The organism is Vibrio sp. zbq_1, assembly GCF_043102935.1.
GTDB classification, from domain to species: Bacteria; Pseudomonadota; Gammaproteobacteria; order Enterobacterales; family Vibrionaceae; genus Vibrio; species Vibrio parahaemolyticus.
The window spans coordinates 17,488-34,995 of sequence record NZ_JBICJH010000037.1; the positions used below are offsets into that span (position 1 = coordinate 17,488).

At 47.0% G+C, this 17,508-nt stretch carries 16 protein-coding genes, 2 tRNA genes and 1 riboswitch; of the genes, 6 read left to right on the forward strand and 12 right to left on the reverse strand.

What is annotated here, in order from left to right:
- Window positions 1-260: 260 nt before the first annotated feature.
- A complete protein-coding gene (uvrD, locus tag ACF8CV_RS17325; RefSeq protein WP_025796042.1) occupies window positions 261-2,435 on the reverse strand; it encodes a DNA helicase II in 2,175 nt (724 codons plus the stop codon).
- Window positions 2,436-2,716: 281 nt separating this feature from the next.
- On the opposite strand from uvrD, the gene ACF8CV_RS17330 reads away from it, so the two are divergent.
- From ACF8CV_RS17330 to ACF8CV_RS17345, 4 genes are all read left to right on the forward strand, one after another.
- Complete coding sequence (locus tag ACF8CV_RS17330) at window positions 2,717-2,977, forward strand: DUF2282 domain-containing protein (RefSeq protein WP_005458571.1); 261 nt, start codon at window positions 2,717-2,719, stop codon at window positions 2,975-2,977.
- 83 nt (window positions 2,978-3,060) lie between these two features.
- A complete protein-coding gene (locus ACF8CV_RS17335) occupies window positions 3,061-3,927 on the forward strand; it encodes a DUF692 domain-containing protein (RefSeq protein WP_024703605.1) in 867 nt (288 codons plus the stop codon).
- On the forward strand, window positions 3,924-4,682 hold the full coding sequence (locus tag ACF8CV_RS17340; RefSeq protein WP_138938226.1) for a DNA-binding domain-containing protein: 759 nt from the start codon (window positions 3,924-3,926) through the stop codon (window positions 4,680-4,682). Before ACF8CV_RS17335 ends, ACF8CV_RS17340 begins: the two co-directional genes overlap by 4 nt.
- Before the next feature lie 10 nt (window positions 4,683-4,692).
- Window positions 4,693-5,148 carry a DoxX family protein gene (locus ACF8CV_RS17345; protein WP_025574726.1) on the forward strand — a complete coding sequence of 152 codons (456 nt, stop codon included), beginning with the start codon at window positions 4,693-4,695 and terminating at the stop codon, window positions 5,146-5,148.
- 29 nt (window positions 5,149-5,177) lie between these two features.
- Here ACF8CV_RS17345 and ACF8CV_RS17350 read toward each other — a convergent pair whose 3' ends face one another.
- Window positions 5,178-5,462 carry a hypothetical protein gene (locus ACF8CV_RS17350; RefSeq protein ID WP_005458563.1) on the reverse strand — a complete coding sequence of 95 codons (285 nt, stop codon included), beginning with the start codon at window positions 5,460-5,462 and terminating at the stop codon, window positions 5,178-5,180.
- A 91-nt stretch (window positions 5,463-5,553) separates the two neighbouring features.
- Window positions 5,554-6,747 (reverse strand): multidrug effflux MFS transporter, encoded by a 1,194-nt coding sequence (locus ACF8CV_RS17355; RefSeq protein WP_005480931.1) that lies wholly within the window; start codon window positions 6,745-6,747, stop codon window positions 5,554-5,556.
- Window positions 6,748-6,853: 106 nt separating this feature from the next.
- Between ACF8CV_RS17355 and ACF8CV_RS17360 the strand changes: the two genes are divergently transcribed.
- Together ACF8CV_RS17360 and ACF8CV_RS17365 are read left to right on the forward strand one after the other, a co-directional pair.
- On the forward strand, window positions 6,854-7,795 hold the full coding sequence (locus ACF8CV_RS17360; RefSeq protein ID WP_005465075.1) for a LysR family transcriptional regulator: 942 nt from the start codon (window positions 6,854-6,856) through the stop codon (window positions 7,793-7,795).
- 201 nt (window positions 7,796-7,996) lie between these two features.
- A complete protein-coding gene (locus ACF8CV_RS17365; protein ID WP_042766554.1) occupies window positions 7,997-9,787 on the forward strand; it encodes an aminopeptidase P family protein in 1,791 nt (596 codons plus the stop codon).
- Window positions 9,788-9,970: 183 nt separating this feature from the next.
- Here the strand turns inward: ACF8CV_RS17365 and thiH are convergent, their stop codons facing one another.
- From thiH to ACF8CV_RS17410, 9 genes are all read right to left on the reverse strand, one after another.
- Window positions 9,971-11,098 (reverse strand): 2-iminoacetate synthase ThiH, encoded by a 1,128-nt coding sequence (gene thiH / locus ACF8CV_RS17370; RefSeq protein WP_138938227.1) that lies wholly within the window; start codon window positions 11,096-11,098, stop codon window positions 9,971-9,973.
- A gap of 15 nt (window positions 11,099-11,113) precedes the next feature.
- Entirely contained in the window at window positions 11,114-11,881 is a 768-nt protein-coding gene (locus ACF8CV_RS17375; RefSeq protein WP_005486147.1) for a thiazole synthase, read from the reverse strand.
- Window positions 11,882-11,886: 5 nt separating this feature from the next.
- Window positions 11,887-12,090, reverse strand: coding sequence for a sulfur carrier protein ThiS (gene thiS, locus ACF8CV_RS17380; protein WP_015297502.1), 204 nt, complete (start codon window positions 12,088-12,090; stop codon window positions 11,887-11,889).
- A gap of 79 nt (window positions 12,091-12,169) precedes the next feature.
- Complete coding sequence (gene thiF, locus ACF8CV_RS17385; protein WP_025613074.1) at window positions 12,170-12,952, reverse strand: thiazole biosynthesis adenylyltransferase ThiF; 783 nt, start codon at window positions 12,950-12,952, stop codon at window positions 12,170-12,172.
- Window positions 12,942-14,276: a thiamine phosphate synthase gene (locus ACF8CV_RS17390; RefSeq protein WP_138938228.1), complete on the reverse strand. Its 1,335-nt coding sequence runs from the start codon at window positions 14,274-14,276 to the stop codon at window positions 12,942-12,944. The genes thiF and ACF8CV_RS17390 overlap by 11 nt, the downstream gene beginning before the upstream one ends.
- Window positions 14,276-16,216 carry a phosphomethylpyrimidine synthase ThiC gene (gene thiC, locus ACF8CV_RS17395; RefSeq protein ID WP_015297505.1) on the reverse strand — a complete coding sequence of 647 codons (1,941 nt, stop codon included), beginning with the start codon at window positions 16,214-16,216 and terminating at the stop codon, window positions 14,276-14,278. Before thiC ends, ACF8CV_RS17390 begins: the two co-directional genes overlap by 1 nt.
- A 168-nt stretch (window positions 16,217-16,384) precedes the next feature.
- Window positions 16,385-16,483, reverse strand: a riboswitch (TPP riboswitch).
- A 61-nt stretch (window positions 16,484-16,544) separates the two neighbouring features.
- Entirely contained in the window at window positions 16,545-16,928 is a 384-nt protein-coding gene (gene crcB, locus ACF8CV_RS17400; protein WP_138938229.1) for a fluoride efflux transporter CrcB, read from the reverse strand.
- Window positions 16,929-17,260: 332 nt separating this feature from the next.
- Window positions 17,261-17,337: transfer RNA gene (locus ACF8CV_RS17405), tRNA-Trp, on the reverse strand.
- 68 nt (window positions 17,338-17,405) lie between these two features.
- Window positions 17,406-17,482: transfer RNA gene (locus tag ACF8CV_RS17410), tRNA-Asp, on the reverse strand.
- Between the last annotated feature and the right edge of the window lie 26 nt (window positions 17,483-17,508).

The window sequence follows — 17,508 nt, forward strand, 5'->3', positions numbered from 1 at the left end:
TTTTTAGTAGCTGGATTGCTGCGAGTAAGACTATAACCCCGATGGGCGCAAGCCCTCGGGGTTTTTCTTTTCTGCCATTTCCGCCCGACCTGCCAAGCACAGTTGTCCCCATCTCAAGCTCAAACTCAAACTCAAACTCAAACTCAAACTCAAACTCAAACTCAAATAAGGTACTTTGTAGGCTCCAGATACAACAAGAGCGGCCGAAGCAGCCCTTGAGTTAGTTTGCGAACAATGCAAACTAGCTTTCGATAAAAACCTTACAGTTTCTCTAGTCTAGCGTAAGCAGTCACTAACCATTTAATGCCTTCACCATTGAACGCGATTTGAACGCGACTCTGTGGACCGCTGCCTTCAAAGTTAATGATGGTGCCTTCGCCAAACTTTGGATGCATTACGCGTGAACCAAGTGAAAAGCCCGTCTCGTTGAAGTTCTCTTTCACTGCAGTTTGGCTAAAGCGACCACTGCTTGCAGGTCGGCTGACTTGCGCTTTCATACGCACTTCGTCCAGGCACGTTTCCGGCAACTCACGAATAAAACGCGATGGCTTATGGTACTTATCTTGACCATACAAACGGCGCATTTCCGCGTAAGTGATGTAGAGTTTTTGCATCGCGCGCGTCATACCGACGTAGCACAGGCGGCGCTCTTCCTCTAAACGCCCCGCCTCTTCCGCCGACATCTGGCTTGGGAACATGCCTTCTTCAACGCCCACCATAAACACCAATGGGAATTCCAAGCCTTTTGCACTGTGCAGTGTCATCAATTGAACTGCATCTTCAAATTCGTCGGCTTGCCCTTCACCCGCTTCTAGCGCCGCATGAGTCAAGAACGCAGTCAGCAGCGACATCTCTTCCGCTTCTTCAGGCTTCTCGAATTGGCGAGTTGCGGTCACCAATTCCTCCAAGTTCTCAATACGAGCCTTAGACTTTTCGCCCTTCTCTTGCTCATACATGGCAAACAAGCCAGAGTACTTGATCACATGGTCTGTTTGCTCGTGCAACGGCATCTCTAACGTGTCGTCTTCGAGTGCGGTAATAAGTTCGATAAAGCGACCTAATGCCCCAGCCGCTCGACCCGCGAGCACTTGTTCATCCAACATCGCAACGCTGGCTTCCCACATAGTGCAACCACGATCGCGCGCCGCACGGCGGATGGTTTCTAGTGTCTTGTCACCTAAACCACGAGTTGGCGTATTCACCACACGTTCAAATGCAGCATCGTCATTACGGTTGGCCATCAAACGCATGTAGGCCAGTGCGTCTTTGATTTCCTGACGCTCGAAGAATCGCATACCACCATAAATACGGTATGGTAGACCAGCTTGAATCAACGCTTCTTCCAGTACACGAGACTGGGCGTTGTTGCGGTACAGCATCGCTGCATCATTCAATGCTCCACCTTTGTCTTGCCACTCTTTGATTTTGTTAACCGCAAAACGGGCTTCGTCCAACTCGTTGTAAGCACTGTAAACCGAAATCGGTTCACCAACGACGCCGTCAGTCCACAGCTCTTTACCCATACGCTCGGTGTTATTGGCGATCAAGGTATTGGAAGCTTCCAAAATGGTCTTGGTGGAACGGTAATTCTGCTCTAGGCGAATGGTGGTTACGCTTGGGAATTCACGGGTGAATTTCTCAATGTTTTCGACTTTTGCTCCGCGCCAACCGTAAATCGATTGGTCATCGTCACCCACGATCATCACATGACACTCAGGCCCCGTCATCATGCGTAGCCAAGCGTATTGGATATTGTTGGTGTCTTGGAACTCGTCAACCAGAATGTGTTTAAAGCGTGCCTGGTAGTGCTCTCGGACAAACTTGTTATCGCGCAGTAGCTCATGAGCGCGAAGCAGAATTTCTGCAAAGTCGACCAGACCTGCACGGTCACACGCTTCTTGATAAGCGGTGTATAGCTGCAAGTAGGTTTTGGTCACAGGATCGTGGTAAGCATCAATATGTGTTGGGCGCAGACCTTCGTCTTTTTTGCCGTTAATCCACCAAGCCACTTGGCGTGCAGGCCACTGCTTCTCATCCAAATTTTGTGCTTTGATCAGACGCTTCAGTAAACGCTGTTGATCGTCGCTGTCGATGATTTGAAAGTCTTCCGGTAGCTTGGCATCAAGATAGTGCGCGCGCAGAATGCGGTGACAAATACCGTGAAAGGTACCATTCCACATGCCTGACGCACTGCCCATCATCAACTCTTCAATACGGCCACGCATCTCCGCTGCCGCTTTGTTGGTAAAGGTTACCGACATGATTGAGAACGGAGACGCTTGTTCTACCGACATCAACCAAGCGATACGGTGAACAAGAACGCGAGTCTTACCACTCCCTGCACCAGCAAGGACGAGCAAGTTTTCTAGAGGTGCTGCAACGGCTTCACGCTGTTTGTCGTTCAAACCGTCGAGTAATAGAGATGGATCCATCATGATGAGCTACTGGTTATTTATACATAAAAATAGATTATAACCTAAACAACTAGGGTGTGTTGAGACAAAACTAGATAAAAAGTTCGACGATTTTTTACTCATCCATTCAATCAGTTATGTAAATCAAACCATCAAAAAGCATTCTCCAAAACAATTTCCCTGAAAGTTTTTCACTCACCTTCCTATCTCTTAAGTTAAGCAAGCGGACAAAAACTGTGCATCTTAATCGCTCGTCTGCTTGCCCATCTCAACGTAAAGGAAATCATTCAGAGGAAATTATTATGAAAAAGTCGAATCTTGCTGTTACTGCTGCGGTTACTGGCCTACTAGCCCTTGGTGGCACTCTATTAACAGCAACACCTGCTGTCGCGGCAGAAAAAGAAAAGTGCTACGGCGTGGCAAAAGCGGGGAAAAATGACTGTGCGACGAAGAACAGCTCTTGCGCCGGCACGTCAAAACAAGACCACCAGAAAGACGCTTTTGTGGTGGTTCCAAAAGGTCTTTGCGACAAATTGGCTGGCGGCAGCACCAGCGCATCTTAATTTCTCCGTTAATTGTTGTGGGCGTGTGATGGCTCAACTCACACCCCACAACCTCTTCTATCCAGTTCGAAAAGGAGTTTCACGTGAAACACTACGATTTTCACCCTCTTGTTGGCGTTGGTTTACGGACTCCTCATTTGGACTTTTTTCAGCAACAACGTCCAGGACTGTCTTGGTTAGAAATTCACAGCGAGAACTACTTTCAACCCAATGCAGCCGAACGAAAATATCTACACACTTTGCGAGAGCAATACCAGATCAGCTGCCACGGAATTGGTTTATCGTTAGGCTCTGTTGAACGCGTTAGCCAAGTACACCTAGCTCAACTGAAAGCGTTGATTGATGCCATTGACCCGATGTTTGTCTCTGACCATTTGAGCTGGAGTGAAAATGGTGGGCACTATTTTAACGACTTGCTTCCCCTACCATACACCGAAGAAGCACTGAACGTTTTTACTCGCAATGTGCTTGAAGTTCAGGATTATCTGCAACGCGAAATCTTAATCGAGAACCCATCGAGCTATGTGAAGTTTCAACACTCGACGATCAGCGAGTGGGAGTTTCTCGCTGAAGTTCAGCAGCGCACAAGTTGCCGGTTACTGCTCGATCTGAATAACGTACACGTATCAGCCTTCAATCACGGCTTTGATTGCAATACCTATCTGTCCGCCATTCCGGCAGACAAAGTGGATGAAATTCATTTGGCGGGTTTCACCATCAAGCAACTCGATAAAGGCGAAATTTGGATTGATACTCACAGCCGTCCCGTCAGCACGGAAGTCTGGAAGTTATATCAACACTGGGTCGAACAGTATGGTCCGCGCCATACCTTAATTGAATGGGACTTAGATATCCCAGCACCAGAAGTGTTATTGGCAGAAGCGGAAAAGGCCTCGCTCCTTCTCTCCCAAATTACCACCCCGCTTAGCGCTACGAGGAAAGCCTCATGAAGCTAGCCACCTTACAAAACCAGTTTGCGAAAGCGCTTCACTATCAGGCATTGGGCGACGACTGTAATATTGCAAGCGGTCAGTTTACCGCTGACGAGCGCATGCAGATATATCGCAACAACTTTATCATCAGCTTGAGTGAAGTCCTTTCTGCAACTTATCCGATGGTTGAAGCGTTACTAGGGGAAACGTGCTTTGCCCAAATAGCACGCCAACATGTTTTAACGCACCCACTCCAAGAAGGCAGTGTTATTCACTACGGAAAAGACTTTCACCTCACTGTGATGTTGTTTGGTCAGGTCATGGCTCAAGCACCATACAGCCCAGAAGTTGCTCTCTTTGAATGGAACATCGACCTTGCTCGCCAAGCTCGTTATGAGCATCAAGCAGACACAGCCGTGCAACCGCTGCCTGAATTACCACACGTACCAGAGTCGCAACATTCTCATTTAGTTTTCCACCTTCGTCCTGGGTGTAAGTGCTTTGATGCTCATTACGCGGTGTTTGATTTATTCGCAGCTGTTCGTACTCAACAATTCGATCAGCTCAACATCAACCAATTGCAACAAGGGGTGATCCGCATCGAGCCCGATGGTGAAGCGCAGTGTTTCGCGCTGGATGACGAAGCCTATCAATTGCTTGCCAGCTTGGAACAAAAGCAATGTTTGAGCGATATCCCTGAGCCGTTGCTCGCTCATCTTAATCACATCATGACGCTTGACCTGATTGAAGGTTTTACGCTGCAAACCGCGTAAGGAGGATACGATGACAGATTCTGTTAAAAGCCTGATTAGCCGCTACGACGAATACACCAACAGCTTACAAACTCACGCAATGCCGTTGTTGCTGCTGTTTTGCCGTTTATGGGTCGCTTGGGTGTTTTTTAATTCCGGCCTTATCAAAATTGCCTCATGGGATAGCACCCTGTACTTGTTCGAATTTGAGTATCAAGTTCCGTTGCTACCTTGGGAATTTGCCGCCTATTCAGGCACATTCGCAGAGTTAGTTCTTCCGGTCTTTTTAGCGCTTGGATTATTTACTCGCCCTATGGCTGCCATGTTGTTTGTGTTCAACATTATCGCAGTCCTGTCCTACCCACTACTGTGGGAGCAAGGTTTCCATGACCACCAACTCTGGGGGTTAATGATTTTGATTGTGACGCTGTGGGGAGGCGGTCCGTTTTCACTCGACCGATTGTTAAAAGACAAATTCGTCAGATAGAAAAATCCCCGCGATTGCGGGGATTTCTTTTATTGCTTGTTTAGATAAGCCAGCAGTTCATCCGCTGAGATACCTTGTTGTGCGAGGTCTTTTGCTAATAGCTCAACTTGCTCGCCCTTGCGTGACTCAATCACTTGTTGAAATTGGTACACAATGTCACGCAAGATTGGTAGAGGTACTTGTTTTGCCGCACTACGAATGCGCTCGGAGCTTTGATTGCCCAGCTCATTAAGCAACTTACCAAACATCACCTTTTCTGGTGATTCTTCCATTTGCTCTAAAATACGAGCCATTTCATACGTGGTTAACGACATTACTTTTTGAATTCCGTTATGGTGTCAGGAAAAGTGTGAACGACAAATATACACGCGTTACATACATTGGAAAATACTAAATTACACTGATTTACGCATTAGCGAAGCGTGCGTGCCAGCTCTTACCGGCCTTTGAAAATAGAATCACCAATGCTGGTAGCAATACCCACATATGAATAGCAATCAATGTTTGTGGATCAAACGGCAAACGCTGTAAGGTACCCACTAACAAACCAGAACCGCTCATTTGGAACAAACCGAGTAGCGCTGCGGCTGTGCCCGCTTTATCACCGAATGGTTCCAACGCCTTGCCCGCGGCGCCGCCAAGAATCAAAGCAAAACCAACGGACGACATAAAGATTGGCAGCATGAACGACAGCGCCGTGTTTTGGCCATTCATCACCAGCATCACCACACCAGCCAGAGCCAACGTCGAGATACCAACCACAAGCGTGTTGTGTGTGCCAAAACGTTCCATGAACTTCGGTGCCAACATACAACCAGCGATGTTGATGACCGCGTTAATGCCAAACCAGAATGTGAACTCATTCATTGAAAGGCCCATGCCTGTCATCAATACCGACGGTGCTGACGTCACGTAAGCTAAGATAACTGCCATGGCCATCAAACATAGTGACGCGTGGAAAATGAAAGATGGCGTGCTCAGTACCGACCAGTAACGACTTACTTTGAATACCGCTTGTTTCTCGGTTGCAGGGTTGGTTTCCTTCATCATCAAGAACATCAACGTTCCTGAGACAACCGCAAAACCAGCCATAAAGCTGAAGTTTGCACGCCAATCGAATTGCTGTGTTAACCAGCTACCTAAGATTGGTGCCAGTGCCGGAATAAAGCAGATCGCACCATTAAGGTAGCTGATCATCTTGCCGCTTTTCTCTGGGCCGAAAATATCGCGAACTGTTGCAAAGGCTGCTACCGATGTCGCACACGCACCTAAGCCTTGTAGCAAACGAGACATCAACATCCACTCAATATTTTGAGCACTCCACGCCAATAAAGCGCTCATTGCGTAGATAGTGATGCCGCCCAATGCAACAGTTCGACGTCCGAGTTTATCTGCCAAAGGGCCAGCAAACAGTTGGCCAACACCCATCGCAAATAGGAACCATGTAATAGTGTCTTGTGCTAGCGCATTGTCTACCTGAAAAGTTGAAGCGATAAGAGGTAACGCAGGTAGATAGATATCAATCGCAAGCGGACTGAAAAGAACCAAAAGGGTCAACAACGCCATTTGTTTTTTACTATTAGAAATATGGCTAGACACACAACACTCCAAATTGAACAAGAACTTTGCAGAGAGCTTAATCATCTGATGATATGAATGGAAATGATGTATAATCATGACCATTATTCCCCAGAGGAAATTCACCGTGAACATAGAAAAGCTCGCTCGTCTCGACCTGAACTTACTGGTCTGTTTTAAAGTGTTAATTGAAGAGCTTAACGTGACTCGAGCAGCGCATCGACTGTGCCTTAGCCAATCCGCGGTGAGCAAATCATTAGCCAAACTTCGCATTCAATTTGATGATCCATTGTTTACGCGTAACTCACATGGATTAACACCAACACCACGTGCATTGTTCCTCAAACCGAAACTGGATCTGTTGATTAACCAATTAGAAGTGCTGACCCAGCCAGAAGAGTTTTCGCCCCAAAGCAGTGAATACCGTTTTCAAATTGCAGCCGTGGAAAGTGTCTACCCATTAATCTTACCGCATTTCTTACCAGCGATTTTTCAACAGGCGCCCGGCGTCACCATCAGCACGCATCCTTGGTCAGATAACACCTTCAAAATGTTGCAGCGTGGTGAGTTGGATTTGGGATTAACTGGTAAAGACATCGACATCAATGACGCAAAACTTACCCTACTGCCACCGGATGATATTTGCGAACTCGAAATCTATCGCGACCATCAGATGTGCATCATTCGTAAAAACCACCCCGCACTAAAACAGAAGTGGAACCTCGAAGCGTATCTCGCACTTCGTCACGTACAAGTGCGATGTGATGGAAACGACCGTTGGTTGTTGGACTATCGTTTAGCGGACATTGGCGCAGAGCGCGATATTGCAGTCACCGTTCCAGATTTCAATAGTGCTGCTAGCTTGTGTTCTTACACCGACTTCATCTTTACCGCGCCGAGCCATTTTGTGCAACTGGCTGCCAAACAGCTCGACTTGGTGGTCTTGCCATTGCCGCTTGAATTCCCGCCCATGGCTTACACTCTGTTTTGGCACAGAGACAGAGAAAACGACCCAGCCTTGAATTGGCTGCGCACGATGATCACGCAAAAAACCGATCACCTTAGATAAAAATGTCGGACGCAATTTGCGCTTAGCGGTTAAAATGAGTAGCTTAACAGTCGATAGTCCTTTTTGGCTCATCTATGGCCTGTTGTACCCAGACTTAAACGTCATCTTGCTACGGCGTTTAACTCAATCACTGCACGAAGCAGAAGGAAACAGCTCCCACACCTGAGCATGAAGGAGCGGTAATTTGAAGGAATAAAACAGATGCACAACGATACCCTAAGCCGCGTGAACGCAATTCGCGAATGGCTTGCTCAACACAACATTGATGCCCTACTGATCCCTCACGAAGATGAATACCTGGGTGAATATGTCCCTGCGCACAATGAACGCCTCCATTGGCTAACCGGATTCACAGGCTCTGCAGGCGCAGCCGTGATCACACAAGACAAAGCCGCGATTTTTGTTGATGGTCGCTATACAGTACAAGTGACCAAACAAGTTCCTAACGAGTTGTTTGAATATCGCCACCTAATTGAAGAACCGGCATTGGATTGGATTCAAGACAATCTAACCGCAAATGCGTCCGTGGCTATCGACCCACGTATGCACAGTTCAGCTTGGCTAGATATGGCACAAGCAAAACTGGCCGGAAAACTTGAGCTGAACATTCTCTCCAGCAACCCAATTGATGCATTATGGCATGACCGCCCTGCACCCGTGGTTTCTGACGTTCGCCTCATGCCAACAGAAGCCGTTGGTCAATCAAGCGAAAGTAAGCGTAAAGAGATCGCTCAACTGGTAACAAAAGCCGGTGCAGACAGTGCAGTCATCACAGCGCTTGATTCTATTTGTTGGCTATTGAACGTACGTGGCTTGGATGTATCGCGTTTGCCAGTTTTACTATCGCACGCGATTCTTCATGCCGACTCAAGTGTAGAGTACTTCCTAGATCCCGCTCGCTTACCTGCTGAATTTGCAGCGCATGTGGGTACTGGTGTGACGGTTCATCATCCAGAAGCACTTCAATCTCGCCTTGAAGCCATGTCTGGTAAAAAGGTATTGCTCGACCCAGCAATCAGTAACGCATGGTTTAAGTTAGTTCTGCAAAATGCAGGCGCATCGGTTATTGCTGCAGCCGATCCATGTTTAATGCCAAAAGCCGCGAAAAACGAAGTTGAGATTGCGGGCATGAAAGCCTGTCATATCCGCGACGGTGTAGCGATGAGCAAATTCCTTTGCTGGCTAGATGCCGAAGTGGCTGCTGGCAATCTTCATGATGAAGCGACACTGGCTGATCGCCTAGAAGCATTCCGTAAAGAAGACCCAACGCTGATGGATCTGAGCTTTGATACCATTTCTGCGGCAGGCGGCAATGCGGCTATGTGTCACTACAATCATGAGAACCAACCAGAGCCAGGTAAGCTAGAGCTGAATACGCTTTACCTTGTGGATTCAGGCGGTCAGTACCTAGATGGCACAACCGACATTACACGCACCATCGCGATTGGTCAGCCATCAGCAGAAATGATCAAGCAGTTCACTCTCGCGCTGAAAGGTCATATCGGTGTAGCACGTGCCCGCTTCCCGAAAGGCACTCGCGGTTACCAAATCGATACATTGGCTCGCCAACATCTTTGGGCAGAAGGTTATGACTACGACCACGGTACTGGCCACGGTGTAGGTCACTTCCTAAGTGTGCATGAAGGTCCGGCAAGCATCTCTAAGAAACAAATTGATGTGCCGCTAACTGAAGGCATGGTGCTATCAAATGAGCCTGGTTACTACCGTGCAGATGCGTTCGGTATCCGTATCGAAAACCTAGAGCTCGTAGTTGAAACACCGACTAACGGTGACTTCCCTGTTCTATCATTCGAATCATTGACGCGCTGTCCAATCGATAAACGTAATATCAATGTCGATATGCTGACTCGTCCAGAACTTGCTTGGTTGAACGACTACCATCAAAAAGTATGGGAACAAATCAGCCCGCTTGTTGACGGTGAAGTAAAAGAATGGCTACGCGAAGCAACTCTGCCGTTGGCTCACTCTTAAACAAAAGTGCGAACATCTATTAAAGATAAAATAGAAAAGGCTCTCCACTTGGAGAGCCTTTTTTTTGGGGGCTAAATTCGTAAATCGCAGCCCATAAATCACATCCATGAAACTCAAAGCTAAGCGTTCATTCAATCACAATGTTTCACGTGAAACATGCCAATGACACAGTAAACGCCTTGGTTAACCTGAGTAAACTGAGTGCCAATCACGCCAGACCGGAGCGAAACCTTTCGCTCTAATCATGTCTTCTACCGATGCCGCGCTACGCTCGTCACTGATTTCGAACTGTTCCAGTTCCACCTCTTCGGTCGCATAACCACCGGGTTGTGTTTTCGATGCCGCAGACATACTCGTAATGCCTAACGGTAATACATTGTCGCGAAACTGCGGTGATTCGCGCGTCGACAATGACAACTCCACTTCCGGATTAAACAGCCGATAGGCGCAAATCAATTGCACCAACTGCTTATCCGTCATGACAGACTTCGGTTGTAATCCCGACGCTGGTACATTACCGGCACAAGGGCGTAAACGAGGAAAAGAAATCGAATAACGCGATTGCCAATAAGTACGCTCAAGGTAATCCAGATGAGCAGCAGCAAAAAAGCAGTCGGTGCGCCACTCTTCCAAACCAATCAAAGCGCCAATACCGATTTTGTCGATCCCCGCTTTTGCCAATCTATCAGGCGTTTCAAGCCGGTATCGGAAATCCATTTTATTGCCACGCAAATGATGCTGAGCATATGTTTTGGGATGATAGGTTTCTTGATACACCATCACCGCATCAAGGCCCAATGTTTTGAGTTCGGCGTATTCGTCCTGATCCAACGGTTGGACTTCCATCGCTAAATAATTAAATCGCTGCTTGATGATTGGCACCATTTCGCGAAAGTATTTCATCCCAACTTTGGTCTCATGCTCACCCGTTACCAGTAACACGCTGTCGAACTTCATTCGCTTAATCGCATCAATCTCCGCCTCAACTTCGTCCCTATTCAGTGTTCTTCGCTTTATGCGGTTCTCCATAGAGAAGCCACAATAGGTACAAGCGTTGGCACAAAGGTTAGAGAGGTACAGAGGAATATATAGCGACATAGTGTTGCCAAAACGCTTACGCGTCAGCGAATAAGAAAGCTTTGCCATCTGCTCTAAGTACGGTTCAGCAGCAGGAGAAATCAACGCTTTAAAATCTTCCAAGTCTCGTTTGGGTTTTGCTAGCGCCCTTTCCACATCCTGCTCCGTTTTGGCATAAATCGACATGGAGATGTCATCCCAATCGAGCTGCTGAAAGCGATCATAAAAGCTCATCTTGAACCCTCACTTCTACAGTTCATCGAGAAAAGCCGTTAGCGGACTGGAAGCAACGGCATGAGAAACTTTCCCTGCAAGCCCAGCTTTATAAGCCATACGACCTGACTCGACTGCCATCTTGAACGCTTTCGCCATCGCAACGGGATTACTTGCAGCAGCGATCGCCGTATTGACCAACACGGCATCCGCGCCCATTTCCATCGCTCTTGCCGCATGTGAAGGCGCACCAATTCCCGCATCCACGACAACAGGTACGTTCGCTTGGTCAATAATGATTTCTAGAAAATCGTGCGAAGCGATACCTTTGTTCGAACCAATCGGCGCTCCCAATGGCATCACCGCAGCACAGCCAACTTCTTCCAGCCGTTTACATAACACCGGATCAGCATGGCAATATGGCAACACAATAAAGCCATCTCGCACGAGCTGTTCGGCAGCGGCTAAGGTTTCTATTGGGTCAGGCATTAAGTATTTCGGGTCGGGATGGATCTCCAGTTTGACCCAATTTGTGCCCAACGCTTCGCGAGCAAGCTGCGCAGCAAAAACCGCATCTTTGGCATTTTTTGCGCCAGAGGTGTTCGGTAGCAAATTCACACCGGCGTGAATCAAAGGCTGCAAAATGTCATCTTGCTGATCATGTACATCCACACGTTTAAGCGCCATCGTCGCGAGCTGTGAACCTGATACCTGGATGGCTTCGGCCATTAAACGGCTATTAGAAAATTTGCCTGTTCCTGTGAACAAGCGTGATTGAAATTCTTTATCACCAATTTTCAGCATCGACATTATCCCCCTGCGATGGCTTGAAACAGAGAGATGCTATCTCCCTCAGAAAGTACCGTACTCGCCCATTCGCTACGCGGCACCACTTGATTATTAATGGCAAAAACACAGCCCATTTCAGGCAGAGAAAACTGGGTAATGATTTGCTGTAGGTTGGCATTACACTCGACCAGCTGAGCTTGGTCGTTAATAACGATAGCTATCACGTTACCTCTCTCCTTTAACAAAGGAACGCACAAACGAACTTGCTGCAAATTGATTTGAAACTGTCATGGCGGTCATCTCTTAACTGCTCACTGGAGCAAGATTATTGTCACCACAAACCTGACATTGCTTGTCTTTGGTTATAGACATGGTCTGCCAGTTCATCCGCAGCCCATCAAAGAGGTGTAACTGACCACACGCAACATGAAAGCGATCTATCGCCAACTTTTGAATAGCAGCGAGAGCTTGGTAGTTCCCCAGAGTGCCCACCACAGGGCCGATAATGCCGGTTTCGCTGCACTTCATTGTTTGCTGCAATTCATCAAACGGATACAAGCATCGATAGCAGCCTGAATTTGATGGTTTGTCTGAGTAGTCAAAAACAGCAAACTGCCCTTGCCAACCAATCGCTGCCGCCGATATCAGAGGTGTATTTTGCTCATAACAAACTTGATTGATCAGCTGCCTCGTTGGCAGGTTGTCACTGCAATCCAACACCACATCCGCCAACATGACTTCGAGTTGTAACTGAGCTTGGTCGAGACGCTTGGTAATCGTGCGTACCTGAATCATTGAATTGAGATCACGAAGCTGCTGAGCCATCGCCTCGGTTTTCGCCAGTTCGATGTCGCCTTCACGATAGATAACCTGGCGCTGCAAATTGCTGCTATCAACATGGTCATCATCAATCACAACCAACTTACCCACGCCAGCAGCCGCGAGATACAAACTTGCTGCACTACCCAACCCACCACAGCCGATGAGCAACACATGAGATTGACCAAGACGAGCTTGGCCCGATTCTCCGATTTCAGGTAACGAAACTTGACGCTGATAACGAATGAATTCTTGATCAGTAAGCACGATAGTCCTCCATGACCAATGAGGTGCTCGTTGTGCTCATCAGTTGGTCGAAAAACTCAATCACTTGTTTCGGCGATTCGGACAAGGTAATCGCACGAACCACCGCTAAACTGGACACGCCACATTGCCAAACTTGCTCTGCGTTTGATTGGTCAATGCCACCAATGGCCACAGTTGGATAGCCAACACTTTCACCATATGGAATGCTATCGATCAGCTTTTGATACAAAGCTAAGCGAACCAAACCTTGCGGTTTGGATGGCATTTGTTTGGTGGTGGTTGGAAAAATATGCCCCAACGCAATGTAGCTTGGGTTAATTTGGACGATACGCAGCAGTTCATAATAACCATGGGTTGATAGACCTAAGCAAATACCTGCGGTGCTCAACTGGCTCAAATTGGAATCTTCGATATCCTCTTGACCAAGATGAACCCCGAACGCGCCATGCTTTATTGCTAGTTGCCAATAATCATTAATAAAAACTTGAGCGTCATACTGACGACCGAGTTCAATCGCGCGTGCAATCTGCTGTTCTAAGTCTGGCTGATAGGGGTCTTTGATACGTAGTTGAATGGTGTTGATACCCAATGGCAACAACCGCTCAATCCAACTGACGTCGTCCACGACCGGATAGAGACCCAAACTCTGTTTGCTCAGATGAGGAAAGTTGACCGACTGTCCGTATGATGACCAACCTACTTTGATGCCTAAGCGACAATCTTCTAGGACTGGTGTAGGAAAATCAGCAAACTGAAACGCCCACTCCAGCTTGACCATTGTTTCACCATTAATGAATGTTTCACGTGAAACAGTCGCCATTGCGCGCGCCAAGGTCAAAGCGTCTTCAATAGGGAAATCGAGAGCAAGCAGCGTTACTGTCCACGCTAAGTGTTGATCGGTTTGAAGAGTTGTAGTTCTAGAAGTAGAAGCAACTGACAGAGCTCTTATTTCATCATTAATCGGATGGCGCCAGATATCCAACACGTCCGCGCTTGTCGTTTCAACAGAATCATCGTGCTTAGACTCTACGTCTTCAATACCAATAAAAATGGCCGAGGATGGTTGTTGGCGACATTCTGAAACCGATAGACCTGATTGGTAGTAAAGCACAACATCGGCAGTCTCTGCTTCCTCACATACGTCAATCAGATCGGTACCTACACGAAAGGTATTTTGCCCAAGAACAAGTTGAATAAATTGAGTCGGGCTTACGCCCAACTCAATCTCATCAATACTAAAACCCTGTTCTTTCGCCAACAATAAACTCTGCTGAACAGATCCTGTCAGCGGAATTAACGACGATGGAATAAGGATTTTAGCCATTACTCATCCGCCTCGGCGTGCACGGCTGGGTGATAAAGCTCCGAGCCTGTCGCACGAAACTCTTCAGACTTCTTACGCATGCCTTCCAGCGGGTCATCTAACATCTTGATAGAAATCGCCTGATCCGCGGCAACTTGCTCTGTATCTTTGGCATACTCCCTGACTTCTTGAGAAATCTTCATTGAGCAGAATTTAGGGCCGCACATTGAGCAGAAGTGCGCTACTTTTCCAGACTCTTGCGGTAGCGTTTCATCATGAAATGCACGTGCCGTATCGGGGTCTAAAGCGAGGTTAAATTGGTCTTCCCAGCGGAATTCAAAACGCGCCTTTGATAAGGCATTGTCACGAACTTGTGCTCCCGGATGCCCTTTTGCTAAATCTGCAGCATGCGCAGCTAGCTTGTAGGTGATCATACCGGTTTTAACGTCTTCTTTATTTGGAAGCCCCAAGTGCTCCTTAGGGGTCACGTAGCACAACATAGCGCAGCCATACCAACCAATCATCGCCGCACCAATACCGGATGTAATATGGTCATAACCCGGAGCGATATCTGTCGTTAGAGGACCCAAGGTGTAGAACGGCGCTTCATGACAGTGTTCCAACTGTTGGTCCATATTCTCTTTGATCATGTGCATTGGAATATGGCCAGGGCCTTCAATGATGACCTGTACATCATATTCCCATGCGATTTTCGTCAACTCGCCGAGCGTACGCAGCTCTGCAAATTGCGCTTCATCGTTCGCGTCTGCAACCGAGCCAGGACGCAAGCCATCACCAAGAGATAGAGCGACATCGTACTTCGCACAAATTTCACAGATCTCGCGGAAATGGGTGTATAAGAAGCTTTCTTGGTGATGCGCTAGACACCACTTAGCGATAATCGAACCACCACGCGAAACAATCCCCGTCACTCGTTTCGCCGTCATTGGAACATAGCGAAGTAGTAAACCAGCATGGATAGTAAAGTAATCAACACCCTGCTCTGCTTGTTCGATTAACGTGTCGCGCATGACTTCCCAATTCAGGTTCTCAGCAATGCCATTTACTTTCTCCAAAGCCTGATACATAGGAACCGTACCAATTGGCACCGGGCTATTGCGTAAAATCCATTCGCGAGTTTCATGAATGTTACGGCCGGTAGAAAGGTCCATCACGGTATCGCCACCCCAGCGTGTCGCCCAGACAAGTTTTTCCACTTCTTCTTCGATTGAAGACGTGACCGATGAGTTACCAATATTGGCATTCACCTTAACTAAGAAGTTACGGCCAATAATCATTGGTTCAGATTCTGGATGATTGATATTCGAAGGAATGATGGCGCGACCTTCTGCGACTTCTTTACGAACGAATTCTGCAGTAATGTCTTTAGGTAGATTTGCACCGAAGCTTTGACCAGGATGCTGCTGAGTCAGCACGTCATCGCGATATTTAGCGCGACCCATGTTCTCACGCAGTGCAATGTATTCCATTTCCGGAGTAACAATGCCTTTACGAGCATAGTGTAGTTGAGTGACGCATTTTCCGGCTTTAGCTCGTCGAATACGTGGTAAGTTGCCATAACGCAAATCATCTAAGGTTTCATCGTCAAGACGCTCTTTTGCGTAAACAGAGCTTACATCTTCAAGGATTTCAGTATCATTGCGTTCTTCAATCCACCCTTCTCTAAGCTTTGGTAAGCCACTATAAAGGTCGATAGAGTAATCTGGGTCGGTATACACACCAGAGGTGTCATAAACACGTACAGGCTCATTCGGCTCAAAAATTGGAGCCTCTTTGGTGCCACCAATTAGGCTATCAGCCAAAGAAATTTCACGCATTGGCACTCGGATGTCAGGACGAGAACCCTCTACATACACTTTGGTTGAGTTTGGGTACGGCTGTACCGAGAGAGTATCAATAAACTGTTTTGCTTCCAGTCTCGCTTGTTTGCGACTCGACATAGCATTTTTCCTTGCTTGTTATTCTAGATAAAAAGTATTGGGATAAAAATGCTTGGCGGATAGATGCGACAAGAGGGGTCGAATTATGGACGATTAGAGTTCAGGTGCTCACTCTTTGTCTATTACTGCATTCGACGTTTTGATAGGTTAGCCAGACGTTGTCTGGTATAGGTATCTTCTCTTGTTCCCTTCGCAGATATTAATCTGATCAGGTTCAACGGATCCCGAATTAACGGTCTCAGCCTTATGGCACTCCGACAAGTGAAGCCAGTATATAAAAACGGCTTGGTTAAACCAAGCCGACCTGATTACATTTTCGTTACTTTTGCTAGCTACGCATCAATAATTGGAAACCAATCCAAGCCGCCGAGATACTCAGAACAACATTCAATAAGATGTTTAAACCCATTTTAAAGAAAGCACCTTGCTGCATAAGCAGTACGTTATCCATAGAAAAGGTTGAAAAGGTGGTAAGCGCACCGAGGAAGCCTAGACCAATCACTTGTCTCCATGGTTCAGTTGCTAATATTTCACTTTCAAATGCCGCAATGAGCAACCCCATGACGAAAGAGCCTACAACGTTAACAGTCAGCGTACCGTAAGGGAAACCTCGTCCGAAAAGTAAGACACAAAATTCAGACACTAAATATCGAGAACACGCACCGATTGCCCCACCGAGTGCGATAAAGCCTAAAATAGAAAACTGCCCCATAATTCCCCCAATAAGTTCTGATGATATTGTAATCAAAATCACTCAGCTATCGGTAACACAATCTTAGAATTCGACAATATAATCGCTTTAAAACCACTGAAATATGTAAAAGTTACAGGAGTCACTTTTACATACGTTCCAAGCAATTTTTCATAGGAAGAACCCCTACGGGAATTTATCGTTTAGATAAACATATCTCGTTTAAGTACTACTTGAAGAAAATGCTGATTCACATTTTATTGAAAGAGAAATAATAACGGTATGGAAAGATCTCTTCAGCTCAGATCTGCAGATACAAAAAAGCCCCAGTCTTTCGACTGAGGCTTTAAATATGGCAGGGGTGGAGAGATTCGAACTCCCAACACGCGGATTTGGAATCCGCTGCTCTGCCAATTGGAGCTACACCCCTGTAGTATCTACAGTTTATCACATTGTAGATTCAAAAAAACCCCGCAAAAGCGAGGTCTTTGAAATAAGTGGCGGAGCGGACGGGACTCGAACCCGCGACCCCCGGCGTGACAGGCCGGTATTCTAACCAACTGAACTACCGCTCCGCACTGGTTAGACCTAAGTCTAAATT

What these genes read in the sequence shown, in the direction of transcription:
- ACF8CV_RS17375 (WP_005486147.1), bottom strand. Translation starts at nt 11,881, where the DNA reads ATGCTGAAAATTGGTGATAAAGAATTTCAATCACGCTTGTTCACAGGA.
- crcB (WP_138938229.1), bottom strand. Translation starts at nt 16,928, where the DNA reads ATGGGGCAGTTTTCTATTTTAGGCTTTATCGCACTCGGTGGGGCAATC.
- ACF8CV_RS17340 (WP_138938226.1), top strand. Translation starts at nt 3,924, where the DNA reads ATGAAGCTAGCCACCTTACAAAACCAGTTTGCGAAAGCGCTTCACTAT.
- uvrD (WP_025796042.1), bottom strand. Translation starts at nt 2,435, where the DNA reads ATGATGGATCCATCTCTATTACTCGACGGTTTGAACGACAAACAGCGT.
- thiH (WP_138938227.1), bottom strand. Translation starts at nt 11,098, where the DNA reads ATGAGCTTTTATGATCGCTTTCAGCAGCTCGATTGGGATGACATCTCC.
- ACF8CV_RS17330 (WP_005458571.1), top strand. Translation starts at nt 2,717, where the DNA reads ATGAAAAAGTCGAATCTTGCTGTTACTGCTGCGGTTACTGGCCTACTA.
- ACF8CV_RS17350 (WP_005458563.1), bottom strand. Translation starts at nt 5,462, where the DNA reads ATGTCGTTAACCACGTATGAAATGGCTCGTATTTTAGAGCAAATGGAA.
- ACF8CV_RS17365 (WP_042766554.1), top strand. Translation starts at nt 7,997, where the DNA reads ATGCACAACGATACCCTAAGCCGCGTGAACGCAATTCGCGAATGGCTT.
- ACF8CV_RS17390 (WP_138938228.1), bottom strand. Translation starts at nt 14,276, where the DNA reads ATGGCTAAAATCCTTATTCCATCGTCGTTAATTCCGCTGACAGGATCT.
- ACF8CV_RS17345 (WP_025574726.1), top strand. Translation starts at nt 4,693, where the DNA reads ATGACAGATTCTGTTAAAAGCCTGATTAGCCGCTACGACGAATACACC.
- thiC (WP_015297505.1), bottom strand. Translation starts at nt 16,216, where the DNA reads ATGTCGAGTCGCAAACAAGCGAGACTGGAAGCAAAACAGTTTATTGAT.